At 59.9% G+C, this 17,880-nt stretch carries 20 protein-coding genes; 9 read left to right on the top strand and 11 right to left on the bottom strand.

Annotation, left to right across the window (positions count from 1 at the left end; translation table 11 throughout):
* The first annotated feature begins 31 nt into the window (after nucleotides 1-31).
* The 9 genes from fliJ to fliR all read left to right on the top strand — a co-directional run bounded on the left by fliJ (nucleotide 32) and on the right by fliR (nucleotide 6,525).
* On the top strand, nucleotides 32-502 hold the full coding sequence (gene fliJ, locus ACPF7Z_RS16615; RefSeq protein ID WP_425194373.1) for a flagellar export protein FliJ: 471 nt from the start codon (nucleotides 32-34) through the stop codon (nucleotides 500-502).
* A gap of 14 nt (nucleotides 503-516) precedes the next feature.
* Complete coding sequence (locus ACPF7Z_RS16610) at nucleotides 517-1,851, top strand: flagellar hook-length control protein FliK (protein WP_425194372.1); 1,335 nt, start codon at nucleotides 517-519, stop codon at nucleotides 1,849-1,851.
* A 190-nt stretch (nucleotides 1,852-2,041) separates the two neighbouring features.
* Complete coding sequence (gene fliL / locus ACPF7Z_RS16605) at nucleotides 2,042-2,536, top strand: flagellar basal body-associated protein FliL (protein WP_425194371.1); 495 nt, start codon at nucleotides 2,042-2,044, stop codon at nucleotides 2,534-2,536.
* A gap of 7 nt (nucleotides 2,537-2,543) precedes the next feature.
* On the top strand, nucleotides 2,544-3,584 hold the full coding sequence (gene fliM, locus ACPF7Z_RS16600) for a flagellar motor switch protein FliM (protein WP_425194370.1): 1,041 nt from the start codon (nucleotides 2,544-2,546) through the stop codon (nucleotides 3,582-3,584).
* Entirely contained in the window at nucleotides 3,577-4,176 is a 600-nt protein-coding gene (fliN, locus tag ACPF7Z_RS16595) for a flagellar motor switch protein FliN (protein WP_425194369.1), read from the top strand. Before fliM ends, fliN begins: the two co-directional genes overlap by 8 nt.
* Nucleotides 4,173-4,661 (top strand): flagellar biosynthetic protein FliO, encoded by a 489-nt coding sequence (gene fliO, locus ACPF7Z_RS16590; protein ID WP_425194368.1) that lies wholly within the window; start codon nucleotides 4,173-4,175, stop codon nucleotides 4,659-4,661. Before fliN ends, fliO begins: the two co-directional genes overlap by 4 nt.
* A 59-nt stretch (nucleotides 4,662-4,720) precedes the next feature.
* Nucleotides 4,721-5,431, top strand: coding sequence for a flagellar type III secretion system pore protein FliP (fliP, locus tag ACPF7Z_RS16585; RefSeq protein ID WP_425194403.1), 711 nt, complete (start codon nucleotides 4,721-4,723; stop codon nucleotides 5,429-5,431).
* A 31-nt stretch (nucleotides 5,432-5,462) separates the two neighbouring features.
* Nucleotides 5,463-5,732 (top strand): flagellar biosynthesis protein FliQ, encoded by a 270-nt coding sequence (fliQ, locus tag ACPF7Z_RS16580; RefSeq protein WP_425194367.1) that lies wholly within the window; start codon nucleotides 5,463-5,465, stop codon nucleotides 5,730-5,732.
* Nucleotide 5,733: 1 nt separating this feature from the next.
* Nucleotides 5,734-6,525 (top strand): flagellar biosynthetic protein FliR, encoded by a 792-nt coding sequence (gene fliR, locus ACPF7Z_RS16575; protein ID WP_425194366.1) that lies wholly within the window; start codon nucleotides 5,734-5,736, stop codon nucleotides 6,523-6,525.
* A gap of 18 nt (nucleotides 6,526-6,543) precedes the next feature.
* Here fliR and ACPF7Z_RS16570 read toward each other — a convergent pair whose 3' ends face one another.
* The 11 genes from ACPF7Z_RS16570 to flgC all read right to left on the bottom strand — a co-directional run bounded on the left by ACPF7Z_RS16570 (nucleotide 6,544) and on the right by flgC (nucleotide 17,874).
* Nucleotides 6,544-7,818 carry an O-acetylhomoserine aminocarboxypropyltransferase/cysteine synthase family protein gene (locus ACPF7Z_RS16570; RefSeq protein ID WP_425194365.1) on the bottom strand — a complete coding sequence of 425 codons (1,275 nt, stop codon included), beginning with the start codon at nucleotides 7,816-7,818 and terminating at the stop codon, nucleotides 6,544-6,546.
* 111 nt (nucleotides 7,819-7,929) lie between these two features.
* Nucleotides 7,930-9,141, bottom strand: a complete 1,212-nt coding sequence (gene flgL, locus ACPF7Z_RS16565; RefSeq protein ID WP_425194364.1) for a flagellar hook-associated protein FlgL — start codon at nucleotides 9,139-9,141, stop codon at nucleotides 7,930-7,932.
* Between the two features lie 22 nt (nucleotides 9,142-9,163).
* Entirely contained in the window at nucleotides 9,164-10,798 is a 1,635-nt protein-coding gene (flgK, locus tag ACPF7Z_RS16560; RefSeq protein WP_425194363.1) for a flagellar hook-associated protein FlgK, read from the bottom strand.
* A gap of 89 nt (nucleotides 10,799-10,887) precedes the next feature.
* The gene (flgJ, locus tag ACPF7Z_RS16555; protein ID WP_425194362.1) at nucleotides 10,888-11,928 is read right to left on the bottom strand and encodes a flagellar assembly peptidoglycan hydrolase FlgJ; all 1,041 of its coding nucleotides are present in this window, start codon (nucleotides 11,926-11,928) and stop codon (nucleotides 10,888-10,890) included.
* Entirely contained in the window at nucleotides 11,928-13,055 is a 1,128-nt protein-coding gene (locus tag ACPF7Z_RS16550) for a flagellar basal body P-ring protein FlgI (protein WP_425194361.1), read from the bottom strand. Before ACPF7Z_RS16550 ends, flgJ begins: the two co-directional genes overlap by 1 nt.
* A gap of 31 nt (nucleotides 13,056-13,086) precedes the next feature.
* Nucleotides 13,087-13,782, bottom strand: coding sequence for a flagellar basal body L-ring protein FlgH (locus ACPF7Z_RS16545; RefSeq protein ID WP_425194360.1), 696 nt, complete (start codon nucleotides 13,780-13,782; stop codon nucleotides 13,087-13,089).
* 29 nt (nucleotides 13,783-13,811) lie between these two features.
* Nucleotides 13,812-14,594 (bottom strand): flagellar basal-body rod protein FlgG, encoded by a 783-nt coding sequence (flgG, locus tag ACPF7Z_RS16540; protein WP_425194359.1) that lies wholly within the window; start codon nucleotides 14,592-14,594, stop codon nucleotides 13,812-13,814.
* Between the two features lie 42 nt (nucleotides 14,595-14,636).
* Nucleotides 14,637-15,377, bottom strand: coding sequence for a flagellar basal body rod protein FlgF (locus ACPF7Z_RS16535; RefSeq protein ID WP_425194358.1), 741 nt, complete (start codon nucleotides 15,375-15,377; stop codon nucleotides 14,637-14,639).
* 91 nt (nucleotides 15,378-15,468) lie between these two features.
* Nucleotides 15,469-16,653 (bottom strand): flagellar hook protein FlgE, encoded by a 1,185-nt coding sequence (flgE, locus tag ACPF7Z_RS16530; protein ID WP_425194357.1) that lies wholly within the window; start codon nucleotides 16,651-16,653, stop codon nucleotides 15,469-15,471.
* 90 nt (nucleotides 16,654-16,743) lie between these two features.
* Nucleotides 16,744-17,442 carry a flagellar hook assembly protein FlgD gene (locus ACPF7Z_RS16525; RefSeq protein WP_425194356.1) on the bottom strand — a complete coding sequence of 233 codons (699 nt, stop codon included), beginning with the start codon at nucleotides 17,440-17,442 and terminating at the stop codon, nucleotides 16,744-16,746.
* A gap of 24 nt (nucleotides 17,443-17,466) precedes the next feature.
* Complete coding sequence (gene flgC, locus ACPF7Z_RS16520) at nucleotides 17,467-17,874, bottom strand: flagellar basal body rod protein FlgC (protein WP_425194355.1); 408 nt, start codon at nucleotides 17,872-17,874, stop codon at nucleotides 17,467-17,469.
* Nucleotides 17,875-17,880: the final 6 nt, after the last annotated feature.

Below are 17,880 nucleotides of genomic sequence, written 5' to 3'. Positions count from 1 at the left end.
CCAGGGCGCAAGACAAGAAGGAAACGACATCATGACAAAATCGACACCACTGGACACTCTGATCACTTTGGCCCGGGATTCCCGGGACAATGCCGGTATGGAGCTGGGGGGTCTGCGTCGCGCTCAACAAGAAGCCAAGATGCAGCTCGACACGCTGCTGCAGTACCGTCATGAGTACCGTCAGAAACTGCAGACGACCATGGAATCCGGCATTGGCCCCGATAGCTGGGGCAACTATCAGCAATTTCTACTTTCCCTGGACAACGCCATCGCGCGCTCACGCCACACCCTGGCCGAGCGCGAAGCCCAATTGACCCAGGGACAACTACGCTGGCAGAGCGAGCAGCGCCGGCTATCCGCCTACGACACCCTAGTCGACCGTCGCGATATCGCCGAGCGCCAACGCAGGACACGCAGCGAGCAGCGGATGGCGGATGAAATGAGCGCCGGCATGCGGTTTCGTCGCCGGGCACAACAAGAACACTCCGGTTCCAGCCACTGAGGAGGCGTCGCTTCATGGAAATTTCACAACTGCTTACCCCCCAAGGGGCCTCCCCCGTGACTCAGAACGCCAAGGGCGACTCCGGGAATGGCGCCAAATTCGCTCAGCTTTATCAACAAGCCGGCCATTCGTCCAAATCGCTTGGCGACGCAGACTCGGGCACCGCTAAAAATGCGTTGTCGCTGATCGCCAGTGGCAATGCTGCGGTCAAGGGGCACGGAGGAACGGTTCTGGGCGGTACGACGGGCAACGCTTCTCTCGAAAAGCTGCTGGACAAGCTCGAATCCGGCATCGAATTATCCGGAGAAGAAGCGTCCATCATCGATGCCATGACCAGCGGGATGCCAACCCCGGCGGAATTGACGCCCCTTGCACAGCACATCGCCACTATCCTGGGCAACGACATTCAAGCCCAGACCAGTGTTCTGAAGGGTGGCACCCAGGCAAGCCAATCCATCGGCGCAACCGGGAAGCCGGACGAAATGCCTGGCCTTGCCTCGATCCGTCAACGCCTGGATCTCATCGCCCAGGCTCAGCAAGGAAATGGCGCACCGGCAGGCAACGAATCACTCACGCTGGCAAATCAGGGGCTGGGCGATGCTGTCGCGAGGCGCGCGTTCGACAACGGCGCCCTTCGCCATCAAACACTGACGTCGCAAAATCAGTCCGGCGCCCTGTCTCAAGCGGGCGCCCTGTCTCAAGCGGGCGCTCTGACTCAAGACGGCATGACGGCAACCGGCACTCAGCCAATCGGCACCTTCGTCGAGGCGATTGCCACCGCTAGTGGCAATGACGCCGGCATGGGTGGACGCGGCGGTTCGGAAGCCTTCATCGGCCAGGGAATACCCGCGGCGGGCACGGGCGCACCCGGCACGTCTTCGCAGATCGCCGGTCAGCCTCAAGGCATCAGTCAGCCAACGCTCACTGCCCCGCTGGCCTCCGCTCAATGGCAGCAGGGATTAGGGCAGCAGTTGGTATCGATGCACCAGCGAGGCAATCAACGCGTCGAGCTTTACCTGCATCCAGCGGAACTTGGACCGGTGAGCATCAGCCTAAAGATGGACGATCATCTGGCTCAGGCCCAGTTCTCTTCGGCCAATCCCCATGTACGCGCCGCTATCGAGCAGGCCATCCCTCAGCTGCGTGAAGCGCTTGCGGAAAGCGGCATTCAGCTCGGTGAAGCCATGGTCGGTCAGCACCAACAGCGCGGGGATGATCAATCGGCTGAACAGGACGGCGCCCTGCTGGCGGATTCGTCGGTAGGCACTGCAGCAAGCGATGAATCGGAGTCCTTGATCATGACCCCGCAAAACCTCGATATGAACGGTCGGGTCAACCTCTACGCCTAAGCGATCACTGTAATACTTCCCACGCCCGGCTCGTCCTCAACGATCCGGGCGTTTTGCCGATGACATCCATCGAGAATGTAGCAAAAGCTAAAGATGAGCTCATATCGGCAGCCTTTTCCGTCCATATCAACGACCGTGCTGCCGCCATAATCCTCTTGCAATCACCGATCAACGATGGCGAACACCCACTATGGCCAAGAATCAATCTGAGAAAAAAAACGGGAAGCCCTGGTGGCTACTCGGCATCGTGATCATCGTGATCTCGATGGCAAGTTCCGCCGGCGTGTATTACCTGCTGGATCTGAACACTCCGGCCAATGCCGATGACCACCAGCCAGAAGAGGAAGCCAAGGCGGTCGTTGCCCCGACACCGATCTTCGTGACCGTCTCGCCCTTCACCGTCAATGTGCAAAGCGATAATTACGAGCAGCGTCTTCTGTACATCGGCCTGTCCTTCAAGGTCGGCAATGAAGAGACCGCTGGCCTGATCGAGCAGAACATGCCTCAGCTTCGCAGCCGGCTTCTTCTTCTGCTGTCCGACCAGAATGCGGAAGAATTGACGCGCCCGGCAGGCAAGAAAGCCGTAGCCAGCGAGATTCTGGCACTTTTCGATGAGCCGTTCAGTGATCCCCAGCCGGATCTCGCGATCGACGACGTGCTCTACACCGACTTCATCGTGCAATAGGGACACCATGTCTCAAGACGATCTGCTTTCGCAGGATGAGATAGACGCCCTCCTGAAGGGCGTCAGCGGCGATGACGAAGCCGGCGATGGTGGCGATTCATCGACGGCGGCACGCATCCGCCCCTACGATCCCGCGACTCAACACCGCATCATCCGCGAGCGCTTGCATGCGCTGGATATCATCAACGAGCGCTTTGCCCGTCAGTTTCGCATGAGCCTGTTCAATCTCCTGCGACGCAGCGCCGATATCACCGTGGAGAGCGTGCGCTATCAAAGCTATAGCGATTTCTCGCGGCATTTGCCGGTGCCCACCAATGTCAATCTGATCACCATGAAACCGCTGAGAGGCACCGCTCTGGTGGTGTTTCCTCCCAATCTGGTGTTCATGGTGGTCGACAATCTGTTCGGTGGCGACGGGCGCTTCTTGACCAAGTCGGAAGGCCGCGAATTCACGCATACCGAGCAGCGCATCATTCAGCGTCTGCTGCATCTGGCCATCGACTCCTATCAGGATGCCTGGAAATCGGTTTTCCCGCTGGAAATCGATTACGTGCGCTCGGAGATGCAGGTTCGCTTTGCCAATATCACCAGCTCGCCCAACGAAATCGTGGTGACCAGCACCTTCCATCTGGAAGTCGGCAACCTTGCCAGCGATTTTCAGATCTGCATGCCCTATTCGATGATCGAGCCGATGCGCGAGCGCCTTTCCGGTCCGCTCACGGACAACAATGCGGAAGAGGATCGCCAGTGGGGCCAGCGCATGGCCGGCGAGATCAGGCATTCGCAAATCGAGCTGGTCGCCGATTTCGTGGAGATTGCCGCCAGTATCAGCCAGGTCATGTCGCTCAAGATGGGTGATGTGCTTCCTATCGATTTACCCGACATCGTGTCGGCACGCGTCGATGGCGTGCCGGTCATGAACTGTGAATTCGGCAGCCAGAATGCTCAGCGCGCACTGCGTGTACGCCAGCTGATCGACCATGTCGCCCCCACCAACAAGTTCGCCCCCGGTCTGATGCCCGGCGCCAAGGAATCCGACAATGACTGACCCCAAGAACCCCGATCAGAACTCAGATCAAAGCAAGCCTGATCAAAACGAGGCCGATGTGAATAACCAGGACCAGAACACTCCCGATCCAAGCGCTTCGGAAGATCCCTGGGCCGAGGCTATGGCCGAGCAGGAAAGTGCCGACACTGATGAACAGGCCGGCAGCGACGCGGACGAAGACGACCCCTGGGCGGCGGCATTTGCCGAACAGGCGGAAGCCGAGCCGGAGGACGAGTTCGATACCCCTCAGAGCAAGGATGCCGCACCGGCCACCGCCGCCGGCGATCAGGTGTTCAAGCCGCTGAACAGTGGGTTTGAGAGTGGTGCCGCTCGCGATCTGGAAATGATCATGGACATCCCGGTCAAGTTGACCGTGGAGCTGGGTCGTACCCGCATCACCATCAAGCAACTGCTCGAGCTGGCCCAGGGATCGGTGATCGAACTCGACGGTTTGGCCGGCGAGCCCATGGATATCCTGATCAACGGCTATCTGATCGCCCAGGGCGAAGTCGTCGTGGTGGATGACAAGTACGGCATCCGTATCACCGAGATCATCACGCCTTCCGAACGGGTACAGAAGCTCAATCGATGAGTCAATCGTCTTCACTCCAGGCCTCCGGCGCCCAGGGCGCTACTGAGGCGGTCGCCGCAAATGTCGTCAGTGGCGCTCAGGGCGATGCCCTGATCGGCCTGGCAACCCTGGGCAAGACTGCCCTGGCGCTGGCCGTGGTCATCGCCGTCATTCTGATATGCAGCGCGCTTCTCAAGCGCCTGGGGCCGGGACGCAAAGGCAGCGGACAACACCTGAGAATGGTCGCAAGCACCGCCGTGGGGCAGCGTGAACGGGTGGTCATCGTCGATGTGAAAGGCACCTGGCTGGTACTTGGCGTCGGGGGCGGTCAGATCACGCATCTGCATGAGATGCCGGCACCGGAGGAAGACGTCGCCCAGGAGTCCTCTGCGATGGGCCTCGGCGAGAGCAACGAGAGCTTCGCCACTCGCTTTGCGTCTGCGCTACGCCAGAACACCAAGGAACGCTTTGCCGGCCAGCGCCGCAAGCCCGGGGGTGATACGTGATGCCTACCTCGTTGCGGCTACTCCCGCGTCTGCTCGCATTACCGTTATTCATCGGCTTGATGCTGGTCTGGCCCCAGGAAAGCTGGGCTCAGGCCGCCATACCCGGTGTGATCAGCCAGCCTCTTGCAGATGGTGGTCAACAATGGTCGCTGAGCCTGCAGACGCTGTTGCTGCTCAGCTCCATGGCCTTCTTGCCGGCCCTTCTGCTGATGATGACCGGATTCACTCGCATCATCATCGTGCTGGGCTTGCTGCGCACCGCCATGGGCACCCAGTCGGCGCCCCCCAATCAGGTGTTGCTCGGTCTGGCACTCTTTCTGACCTTCTTCGTCATGTCGCCGGTGATCAATCAGGTCTATGAAATTGCCTGGCAGCCCTTCTCCGCGGATCAGATCAACTTCGATGAATTCCTGCGCCTGGGCAGCGAGCCGTTTCGTGAATTCATGCTCGGTCAGACCCGGGAGCCGGATATCGCCTTGTTCGCGCGTCTGGCGGATGCCGGCACCTTTCAGGGGCCTGAAGATGTCCCCATGCGCGTGCTACTGCCCGCCTTTGTTACCAGCGAGCTCAAGACCGCATTTCAGATCGGCTTCACCATCTTCATCCCGTTTTTGATCATCGACCTGGTGGTGGCCAGCGTGCTGATGGCGCTGGGGATGATGATGGTGCCGCCGGCAACCATTTCATTGCCCTTCAAGCTGATGCTGTTCGTGCTGGTGGATGGCTGGCAACTGCTGATCGGCTCCCTGGCCGAGAGCTTCTACATCTGATGCTTCTTTTTCTTCAATCCCGAGGTGCTGCATGACACCGGAAATGGTAATGAGCACGGCCTACCAAGGCATGAAGGTCACGCTGTTCCTGGCCGGACCGCTACTCCTCACGGCGCTGAGCATCGGCCTTCTGGTGAGTCTTTTTCAGGCCGCGACCCAGATCAACGAGATGACGCTATCGTTCATTCCCAAGATTCTCGGCGTGTTCGGTGCACTGGTCCTGACCGGCCCCTGGCTGATCCAGTTGATCACCCATTTCACCACCGAGCTGTTTCGCAATATCCCGTTGATGCTGGGCTGACATGGTCGAGGTCACTTTCGATCAGCTCCAGGGCTGGCTCATCGCCTTCCTGTGGCCCTTCGTCCGCCTGACGGCCTTTCTCATGGCCGCCCCGCTCTGGGGCCACTCCAGCGTGCCACGGCAGGTCAAGATCGGCCTGGCGCTGCTGCTGACAATGGTGATTACCCCGGCCCTGCCGCCACTGCCCGCGGTGCCCATCATCTCCTGGGCGAGTCTGGGCATCATGGTGGAGCAGATGCTGATTGGTATCGCGATCGGGTTAGTCATGCGGGTCGTGTTGGCGGTAGTGATGGCTGCGGGGGAATACATCGGCCTGCAGATGGGCCTGGCCTTCGCTACCTTCTTCTCGCCGGATACCGGCGCGAATACCATGGTGCTGTCGCGCTTTCTCTACATGATCACGCTATTGATGCTGCTGGCCTTCAATGGTCATCTGATCGTGATCGAAATCCTGGCCAATTCCTTCGATACGCTGCCCATCGGCATGGGCGGGTTCAATCCCAACGCCTTCGAGATACTGGCCCGCTATGGCGGCACGATCTTTTCCGCTGGTCTACTGCTCGCCCTGCCGGTGGTCGCCTCGCTTTTGATCATCAATCTGTCCCTCGGCATTCTCAACCGCGCCGCCCCTCAGTTGACCATCTTCTCGATCGGCTTTCCGATGACCCTCACCGTGGGGCTGATCCTGCTGATGATCCTGATGCTGGACCTGGGTCGCTATCTGGAGGGCCTGTTCTCTCGCGGCTTCATGTTCATGCAGGAGCTGATTGCAATGATGGCACCGCTTGGTTGAGCGGTGCCATTGGCCACTCTATTTTTGCGAGGCGTCCAGAGCTTGGTCTAAATCGGTAACGATATCATCGATATGCTCGATGCCGATCGACAACCGCACCATGTCCGCAGTGACGCCCGCGGACTTGAGTTCCGCTTCATTGAGCTGACGATGGGTGGTGGCTGCGGGAATCGAGGAACAGGTCTTGGCATCGCCGATGTTGACCAGCCGCAGAATCAGTTGCAGCGCGTCGTAAAATTTCGCTCCCGATTCCAGACCGCCTTGAATGCCGAAGCTCAGGATGCCCGAGGCGTGACCGTTCATGTAGCGCTTGGCCAGGGCGTGATCCTTGTGGCTTTCCAGCCCGGCGTAATTTACCCAGTTGACCTGGGGGTGCTCTTCCAGATAGCGGGCCACCTTGAGCGTGTTGTCGCTGATACGCTCGATGCGCAGCGCCAGCGTCTCAAGCCCTTGAAGCAGCTGCCAGGCAGCCTGAGCGGACAATGCCGCTCCCATGTTGCGCAGCGGCACTACCCGCGCTCGGGCGATGAAGGCCGCATCGCCCACGTCCCGGGTATAGCTGATGCCATGGTAGGAAACATCCGGCTCGTTGAGCAGCGCAAAACGTTTAGCATGATCGGCCCAAGGGAATTTGCCGGAGTCCACGATGACCCCGCCCACGGTGGTGCCATGACCGCCGATGTACTTGGTCGCCGAGTGAATGACGATATCCGCACCCTGCTCGATGGGTCGCCATAGAAACGGCGTGGCCACGGTGTTATCCACCATCAACGGCACCCCATGACGATGCGCCGCTTCGGCCAGCACGGCCATATCCACGACGCCGCCGGAGGGATTACCGATACTTTCGCAGAACACCGCCTTGGTGCGCTCATCGATCAGCGCCTCGATACCGGCGATATCTTCCTTGTCGGCAAAACGCACCTGGATGCCCTGGCGCGGCAAGGTGTGGGCGAACAGATTGTAGGTACCGCCATAAAGCTCGCTGATGGAGACGATATTATCACCGGTCTCCGCAACGGTCTGAATGGCCGCGGTGATCGCCGCCATGCCCGAGGCCATCGCCAGCCCGGCGATCCCGCCTTCCAGCGCGGCGATACGCTGCTCCAGCACCGCACAGGTGGGGTTCATGATGCGCGAATAGATATTGCCCTCGACCTTGAGATCGAAAAGATCCGCCGCGTGCTGGGCGTTGTCGAAGGAGAACGAGGTGGTCTGATGGATGGGCACCGCCACCGCATGTTGATCGTCGGCGGTATAGCCGTGGTGCAAGGCAATCGTTTCAGGTTTCATCGTGACTCCCAAGAATGTTGTTGTCGCTGACCGTCTCTCCGGATTTGGCTACATTTAAACAAAAAAAGCCAGCCGGACTGCTTAACCGACTGGCATCAAATGGTGAAACCTTTACAAGCGATCGAACAACGACATCCCCTGGATTTCAGTAAAGACCTTCTGGGCGGCCTGCAGGCCAACCTGGCGTATCTTGTAATCGGTAATCGCCCTGCCGTAATCGAGATCGACCAGATCGGACAGGGTCGATTCGTAATTCAAGGAGCGATTGCCGCCCACGGAGTCCAGCACATCGAGTTCATTGAGCCGTGCCCCCACAGAGGCGCGCACGGTCAGGACATTGTCGAGACTATTGTCGAGTTCACGGCTGACCGTGGACAGGGTATTGCGTCGCGCAGCCTTTTCGGTGGCGGTTTCAGCCGGGGCATCGAGAGCCGCAATGGCGCTTTCCAGGGTGGAGAAGATACTTTGATCTTCCGCCTTGGCCATGGAGATCGTATCGCCGGCCACCGGTGTACCTTCAAGAGTGATCGACAGCCCACCAAAGGAGAGTGTTTCGCCGGGAGTGTATTCCACGCCTGCCTTCCCTGGCACAGTAGAGCCAGTGGACGTGTTAGTCACGGTATATTCTAGAGTACCTGCATTGTCTGCAAAACTGATTGCATATCCATCACCATACCCTGAATCAGCCGCATCCACCCGAGTCGGCCCGGTAAAGGTCACGCTACCGTTGTTGGTGCCAGCAGTCGCGACGTACCCTGCACCGTTATGCACGCGTTCGAAGATCGCCACGCCGCTATCGCCTACCGGCATCTTGCGTGAGGAGTCCACCTGCTGCTCCCGCACCCCCAAGTCACCCTTGTATGCCACCCCGCCGCTCTCTTTGACGAAAGGCGGCGCATCGTCCTTGTAGCCACCGAACAGATAAGTGCCGTTGCCGTTGGTGGTATTGGCCAGCCCCAGCAGGTTTTCATAGATGCCCTTGAGTTCCGTTGCTACTGATGCGCGGTCGGCATCGCTCAGGGTGTCGCTGCTGGCCTGGATGATCAGAGTCTTGGCGCTGGCGATACCATCGCTGACGCTGTTGAGCACGCTCTCTTCCTGGGCCAGGGCATTGCCCGTGCTGATGCGGGCGTCTGCATACTGCTGGCTGACCGCCATGGATTGGGACACATTGACGGCCCGGGAAGCGGCCTGGGGGTCGTCGGACGGGTTGACGACCCGACGCCCACTGGCTAGCTGCTGATCGACGTGCATCAACTTGCCCTGCTGACGGTTCATGGCCGTCAGGCCAGACTCGAACATGGTGACGGTACTGATACGCATGGTGTCGCCTCTACAATGGTGCTCAGCGCAGGTTGAGAATGGTATCGAGCAGATTGCCGCCGGTCTCGATGACCTTGGCGTTGGCCTGATAATACTGCTGATAACGAATGAGGTTGGCGGCTTCCTCGTCCAGGTTAACCCCGGACTCGGACTGCTGCACGGCAGTAAGCTGCTCGGTAAGCCCCTGCTGAGCCGAGAGGTTGGCCTTGACCACGTTGGTACGATTACCCACATCACTGACGATGGAGGCATAGGCTTCACTGATGCTCGCATTACCCCCGACGATGTCGATGTTCTGCAGGTTTTGCAGCGCCAAGGCGTTGCGGTTGTCGCCGTTGGATACATTGCCAGGATCAAGATCCGCGGCTGCGATCTTGGACGTATCGCGGATCTCATTTTTTAACGTGCCGGCAAGATCCCGGGTTGGCTGGATCTGAAAGCGATCGCCCGCTGCGGGAGTTCCGCCCAAGGTCAGTTCCAGACCATCGAAGGCCAGTGTCGTTGCCGTGGTTGTAATTTCACTAGCGGGAATTTCCTCTCCGGTGGCGCGACGTGTAATGACAATGTCACTGGTACCGGGCCCTTCAAAACGCACGTCATAGTCGCTGGTACTTACTTTTCGACTATCCACGAAGGCCACGTCGACGGTAACGCCGCTACCGGTGTTGTCATTATGAGGCAATACCCGGGGCGAGCCGATGCTGAAGAAGTCCTCTCCCTGGTCACCATTGAGATCCTGGCCTTGGGCGTGCTGAGCATTGAACTCGTTGGCCAGGGCCAAGGCCATCTGACCGATCTGATTCTGGGTCTTGTCCAGGGTCTCGCGGCGGAAGGTCATGAGCCCGCCGAGAGTGCCCTTCTCGAAGGTCGATTCATCGAGGGACATCAGGTTGCCGCCGGCATCACGATAGGCCACCACGGTCCGCGAAGGATCCAGCGGCGAGGTGACGGCTTCCAGAGTGAAGCTCTGCCTGCCGGCCACCAGGGGCTGGCCGTTGCCGATGGTCAGGTTGTAGCTGTCGCCATCCTGATTGACCAGATCAACGCCGACACGCTTACTGAGTTCGGCAACCAGATGATCGCGCTGATTGAGCAGGCTATTGGGAGCTTCCCCGGTCTTGGCCTTGGCCAGAGCGATCTCGCGATTGAGCGTGGCCACCTGCTTGGCGGTATTGTTGATCTGAGTGACTTCGTCGCGGATGTTGCCGTTGATGCCGGACTGCATGTCATCCAGATAGCTATCGAAGGAGCGGAACTGGGCCGTCAGGGTGTCGGCGGTACCGATCACGCCCTGGCGGGCCGCGGGGTCCGAGGGTGCTCCGGCCAGATCTTCCAGAGAGGAGAAGAAATTCTGCATCAACGGCGCCAGGCCGGCGTCCCGATCCGCCAGCAGATTATCGATCTGGCTGACCTGATTCGAGTAAGCCTGCAGCGCTGCACTATTCCCGGTGGCGGTATTGAGCTGATTGGCGACATACTTGTTGAACTGACGCTGTACATCGTTGACCTGGACGCCCCCACCCACGGTGTTTTCCCCGATCAGGGTCAGTTGGCGGTTATAGCCCGGCGTAAAGACGTTACTGACATTGCTGCTGGCAGTCTGCAGGGCGGCTTGTGCGGTATTGAGGCCACTAAGGCCGATGGAAAAGAGGCTCATGGGTCCATTCCGAGTTAGCGATTATTAGGGTTATCGGCCGGGGTCGCGCAATATTGAGGGGGTGGATGCAATTTTCCACCACCTTTTGCTCAGAAAGCGCTCCTCGGCGCGCTATCGGCCCTCGCCGTAGCGGGCGGAGCCGTGGTTCCGAAACTCTCCATCACCGCGATCAGTTTGTCGGCGTAGGCTGGGTCCGTGGCGTAACCGCTGCTCTGTAGGGCACGGGCCGCCGCCGGGGCATCCGCAGCGGTAATCACTCCACTGTAGCGCGGGTTATCGCCGATCAGCCGGGCGTAATCGGTAAAGGCGTCCTCGAAGGAGCCATAGACGCGGAAACGATCGACCTGCTGCACTGGACGACCACCTCGGTATTCGGTGGTCGTGATGTCGGTGGTGTCACCCTGCCAGCGGCTTCCGGCCTTGATGCCGAACAGGTTGTGGCTATTACCGCCGCTCGCGTCTGGAATCTCGTGGCGTCCCCACCCCGTTTCCAATGCGGCCTGGGCCAGAATGAGTTTGGCGGGCACACCAGTGGTGCGACTGGCCCGCTCCGCGGGGCCTTCGAGCTTGCTCAGGAACTGGGCTACATGATCGGGCCGCTCAGGCGGGTGACCCAGTACAGGGTCGCTCGGCGTAGTGACCGTTGGTCCTTGCGGTCTGAGATCGAGTTCATCCGCCAATCGCACTGGCGCATTGGCTGGCGCCACCCCCGTTGCTTTATCCGCAGCGTTGTTCGCATCGTTATTCAAACCGCCATGCAGCAGTCGCGGCGTGCCGCGCGGGATACCTGCGATCAGATTTTCACTGACGCTGGACGTCTTCGGCACCAAGCCGCGACCTTCCAACTGGTTGATCAATTGCTCCGCAAGGCCGATACCCTGCCCCGACAAATGCTGCGACCACTGCTTGTCGAGCATCTCGGTGTAAAATCGCGTTTGCTGACTATCCATCAGGCCGGATTCCGGGATCGCCTCCCGCATGCTTTTGAGCATCATCTGTAGAAAGACTGACTCGAACTGTTCCGCCGCGGCCTTGAGGCCTTCGCCAGGCGCCTTGCTGGCAGTGTGCTTGAGTCGTTGCAGCCCCTGGAGGTCGAGGGCAAACTGACTGTTGATATTGCCGGCACTCATCAGATGATCTCCAGTTCAGCGCGAAGCGAGCCCGCCGCCTGCAGCGCCTGCAAGATCGACATCAGATCCTGCGGGGTGGCGCCGAGGGCATTGAGGGCGCTGACCACGTCAGCCAGATCGGCGCTGGTCTCCATCATCTGCAAGGCACCCCCTTCCTGAGCCACGCTGATATCCGCGTTGGGCACCACCACGGTATCGCCACCACCGAACGGATTGGGCTGACTGACCTGAGGATTGGAATCGATGGTGATCGACAGATTGCCATGCGCCACCGCGGCCCGGTTCAGGGTCACCGCGCTCGTCAGCACCACGGAACCGGTGCGCGAGTTGATGATGACCCGTGCCGGCCCTTCACCCAAGGTCAGATCCACGTTCTGCACCCGGGCCATGAAACGCACCTGATCGTTGCTGTTGATGGGTGCATTCAGACGAATGACGCGGCCATCCAGGGCGGCAGCCACCGGGGCGCCGAATTCATTGTTGATCGCGGTAACGGCGCGTTGAGCGGTATCGAAGTCAAACGTATCGAGCTGCAAGTCAAGCGTGCCATCGGCGCCGAGCACCAGGGGGACTTCCGCCTCCACCGTCGCGCCGTTGGTAATACGCCCCCCCGCCTGCTGATTGATCTGAACGCTGCTGCCGCCGGCCTGGGCGCCGGCCCCACCGACCAGCACGTTACCCTGGGCCATGGCGTAGGTGCGCCCATCGGCACCCTTGAGGGGCGACATCAACAAGGTGCCACCGCGCAGGCTACGCGCGTTACCCACCGAGGACACGACCACGTCGATCTTCTGCCCCTGGCGCGAGAACGGTGGCAGTTCAGCAGTGATCATCACCGCCGCCACGTTCTTGAGCTGCATGTTAGTGCCCGGCGGCACGGTGATACCCAACTGAGAGAGCATGTTGGTCAGGCTTTGCGTGGTGAACGGTGCCTGGGTGGTCTGGTCGCCGCTACCATCCAGACCCACCACCAGGCCGTAGCCCACCAGAGCGTTGTCCCGTACACCGACGAAAGACGCCAGGTCGCGCAGTCGCTCCGCCTGCGCCGTTTGGGCAGCGAACAGCGCCAACAGCAGTGCTAGCAGCAAATGCAGGATGAAAGCGCGGTAACCGTGGCGTTGAATCATGTTCATCGACCTGTGTGTCATGCGGCGCCGATCAGAAAGGCGACACGTTGAGGAAGAAGCGCTGCAGCCAACCCATGGTCTGCGCCTCGTTGATATAGCCATCGCCGACATACTCGATGCGTGCATCCGCCACCTGAGTCGACGGCACGGTGTTCTGACCGCTGATGGTGCGCGGATTGACCACCCCGGAGAAGCGGATGAACTCGGTACCCTGATTGATGGCGATCTGTTTTTCACCGCGTACACGCAGGTTGCCGTTGTAGAGCACATCCAGCACCGTCACGGTGATGGTGCCGGTGAAGGAATTGGTGGCCCGAGCACCACCGCTACCGGAGAAGTCGTTGTTGCCGGAAACATCGAAACCGTACTCGACGAGCTTATCCAGCTTTTCGGGTAGCCGCGCCAGTTCCAGACTTGCCGATCCATCGCGCCCCGCATTGGCAGAAGAATTCTTGCTCGCGCTGACCTCTTCATCGAGCACGATGGTCAGAATATCGCCGATCATGCGCGGGCGGCGGTCCTCGAACAGCGGTTGATAGCCTCGGCCCTCTTGGTAGATCGAGCCATTGGCAAGCGGCGGTGGCGGCTCGACCACAACAATCTTCTCCTGCTCGCCCACCACAGAGGCCCGCGGAATCTGCGCGCAGCCGGCAGCGACCGACAGAATCACAAGCACCAGCAACACGCGCAGCGCCTGGCTAACAGAAGAAGGTGGTCGCGGTCTCATGGGTCGCTCGATGCTCATGGATTCTAGTCTCACATCTGGCTCAGGCGAGCCAGCATCTCGTCGGAGGTCTGCACGGCCTTGCTGTTGATCTCGTAGGCGCGCTGGGTCTGGATCATGCTGACCATCTCCTCGACCACATTGACGTTGGAGGTCTCGACATAGCCCTGATAGAGCGTGCCGGCACCGTTGAGTCCGGGTACGCTGTCGTTGCGCGGGCCGGAGGCATTGGTCTCGAGATAGAGATTCTCGCCGATGCTTTCGAGTCCCGTCGGGTTGGTAAAGGTGGACAACAACAGCTGGCCGACCTGATTGGACTCGGAGGTACCCGGTTGGGTCACAGAGACGATACCGTCCTGACTGATCGACACGGACAAGGCGTTCTCGGGGATGAACACCGCCGGTTCAACGGGATAACCGCTGGCGGTGACCATCTGGCCGTTCTGATTGACCTGGAAACTGCCATCCCGGGTATAGGCGGTGGTACCGTCCGGCCGCATCACCTGAAAGAACCCCTTGCCGCTGATCGCCAGGTCACGGGAGTTCTGCGTGTTTTCCAGCCCGCCTTGGGTGTGCAGCCGTTCGGTCGCCACCGGGCGCACACCGCTACCGATCTGCATGCCGGAGGGCAGGTTGTCCTGCACCGTGGATTGGGCACCGGGCTGGCGCATGTTCTGGTACAGCAGGTCTTCGAATACCGCCCGGGAGCGCTTGAAACCATTGGTGCTGACGTTGGCCAGGTTGTTGGCGATGACGTCCATCTGCGTCTGCTGAGCTTCGAGACCGGTCTTGGCTGTCCACAGCGATCTGATCATGATTCAATTCCTCGTAGAATTAAGCGGCGGTCAGCGCAAGGCTTAACCATTCAACGACAACAGGTTATTGGCGCGCTGGGCGTTCTCGTCGGCGCTTTCGATGCTCTTCATCTGCATGTCGTAGCGTCGCGCACTGTCGATCATCGCGACCATGGTCTCGGTGACACTGACGTTACTGCCTTCGAGGGCACCACTGATGACCCGCACCGTCTCGTCCGCCTGCAGCACGCCGGGGCCGGCCTTGGGCCGAAACAGCCCGTCCTCGCCCCGCACCAGACTGCCGCGTTCCGGGTTGACCAGCTTGAGCTGACCAATTGGCCCCATGGTGTTGGGCTCCCCGCCGGCGACCAGGGCACTCAGCGTCCCATCGCTGCCAATGCTGACCTGAGCCCCCAGCGGCACCAGGATCGGCCCGCCGTCACCCAGTACCGGACGCCCCATATTGGTCAGTACGCCATTGGCATCGATCTGCAGATCGCCGCGCCGGGTATAGGCTTCACCGTTCGAGGTCTGCACCGCCAGCCAGCCATCGCCGTCGATGGCGACGTCCAGTTCCCGGCCCGTGGTGCTGATCGAACCGTGACTGAAATCGCTGCCCGGGGTGGTCGCCGCAACCATGGTGCGAGTCGGCAAGCCGTCGCCCTGTACCGGTACGGCACGCATGGCCTGTAATTCGGCACGAAAGCCCGGTGTAGCGGCATTGGCCAGGTTATGGTTGATTATCGCCTGCAGGTCCATGCTCTGCTTGGCGCCGCTCATCGCGGTATAAAGAAGACGATCCATGGGGTCCGGCTCTCCTGATTCAGCTCGGTTGGCTCGCGCCAGTAGATGTCAGTGCCTGCCGGGCCTATCGGACCCGGCACAAGCGTGGCGATTAACGCAGATTCACGACGCTTTCGAGCACTTCCGACTGGGTGCGTACCGAGTTGGTATTGGCCTGGAAGTTGCGCTGAGCAATGATCAGATCGACCAGTTCCCGGGTCAGATCGACGTTGGAGGTTTCCACCACGCCGGACTCGATGCTGCCCAGCATGCCGGTGCCGGCCCTACCCAGTAGCGCTTGGCCTGAATCGCCGGTTTCCGCCCAGGCATTGTCACCTACCGGCTTCAAGCCTTCCGGGTTACGGAAGTTGGCCAGGCTGATGGTGCCCAGGTTCTGGGACTGCTCGTTGGAGTAGTTGCCCATGATGCTGCCATCGGAGTTGATGGCGATGCCCACCAGATTGCCGGAGGCGTAGCCGTCCTGAGTCAGGGAATCCAGGGAGAAGTTATTGCCGGTCTGGGTGGTACCCGCTAGATCGAGATCAACGGTCAGAGGGTCAGTGCCATTGCCCAAGCCTCCAAAGCTGAAAGTCAGTGGCATTCCAGTGGTCAACTGGCCCTTGGTATCGAAGGTCACTGTGGTAGCCGCGTCATCTTGAGTCGCCGGATTACCGTCAATGGACTGGCGCACTTCCCAGTTGTTGTCACTTATCTTGCTGAAATACATGGTGACATTGTGACTGTTGCCCTGAGAGTCATAGACCGTGGCACTATTGGCGTAGGAATAGCTATCCGTATTATTTTGATCGAAGGGTCCAGCTACCGCATTAACCGAGGAGTCAAGCACAAAGCTGGCATCGATGCCGGTGGTGGCATTCGCCGGCAAGGCTGCAGAAGGCACCTGCAGCGCCTGCGGCTCCGCACCGGCACCCGCGCCTGCCGGGAAGCCGGTCAGCCGTGCGCCCTGGGCATTTTCCAGATAGCCGTCGGCGGTCATGGTCAACTGGCCGTTGCGGGAATAGACCACCTGATCGTTCTGGGACATACGGAAGAAGCCGCCACCGCTGATCGCCAGATCGAGGTTACGATTGGTGCTTTCCAGGGTGCCGTTACTGAAGTCCTGCAGCACCGCGGAAACCCGGGTACCCAAGCCCACCTTGGCACCGGCGTAGACGTCGGCGAACTGCACGCCGGAACTCTTGAAACCCACGGTCTGCGAGTTGGCAATGTTGTTGCCGACCACATCCAGATTGGTCGAGGCGGCGTTCAGGCCGCTAAGTGCTTGTGAAAAACCCATTGTGCTACTCCTGCGCGTTTTTGATTACGTTTTAATTTTTTATGTTGAAGCGTTTATGTATGTTGAAAGTCTTGTGCTTAACATCTGGCGTCAAAGAATCTGGCGGACGTCATCGAGACTCACCGAGGCCATCTTGGCGCCCAGATCCAGACGTGGCCCGCCCTCGGACTTGATCACGCCGCCCACCAGGGCATAGTTGAGGGATGTCACATTGACCGGCTCATCACCCTGAGTCGCCTCGATAGTGAAGCGATAGGCGCCGGACGGCGCTGCCGTGCCATCCGCCAGCTTGCCGTCCCAGGCGAAAGAATGAACGCCCTTGTCCAGCGCGCCCATCTTCTCTGGCAGATACTGCCTCACGACTTCGCCATTGCTGTTGGTAATGGTAATGGTGACGTCATCCGCGGAGCTCGCCAGTTCAACACCGAAAGGCGTGGTCGCAACGGTATCGTCCTCACCTTCTCCGCCGGAGAGTATCTGGTTGCCCGGCACCAGCACGCCCTGACCAATCAGTGCGGTCGCCTGCAAAGTCTGGCCGGCATCGATCTGGCCCGTGATGCCTTCCAGGGTGGTATTGAGATCCTGGATGCCGTTGACCGTATTGATCTGCGCCAGTTGCGAGGTCATCTCGGCGTTTTCCATCGGCTTCAAGGGGTCCTGATTCTTGAGCTGGGTCACCAGCAAGGTCATGAAGCTGTCACTCAGCTCCTGGGTGCTGCCCTGAGCCGGCTTGGCGGCGGCAGTCGGGTTCAGCGCACTCAGGACACTGCTATCGATCGTATTGGCCATGAATTATCTCTTGAAGGCGTTTGATCAGTTTTCACCCAGCGTCAAGGTCTTGAGCATCAGCGTCTTGCTGGTGTTCATGACCTCGACATTGGCCTGGTAGGAACGCGAGGCGGCGATCATGTTGACCATCTCATTGACCGGCTCCACGTTGGGCATCGTCACGTAGCCATCCTCATCGGCCAGGGGATGCTCGGGGCGATACTCCATGCGCATCGGCGTGGGATCGTCGACGATGCGAGTGACCCGCACCCCACCCACGCCGCTTCCCGCCTGGGACTGGGTTTCGAACATCACCTGCTTGGCGCGATAGGCCTGACCATCCGGCCCAGCCACGCTGTCGGCATTCGCCATGTTGCTGGCGGTGATGTTCATGCGTTGCGCCTGGGCACTCATCGCCGAGCCAGAAATATCGAATACGCTGAACATTGACATCTAGTG

Origin of the sequence: Halomonas sp. GXIMD04776 (assembly GCF_049808615.1) — a bacterium.
In the GTDB taxonomy this organism is placed as follows: Bacteria; Pseudomonadota; Gammaproteobacteria; order Pseudomonadales; family Halomonadaceae; genus Modicisalibacter.
This window is presented reverse-complemented; position numbering and strand designations above follow the sequence as displayed.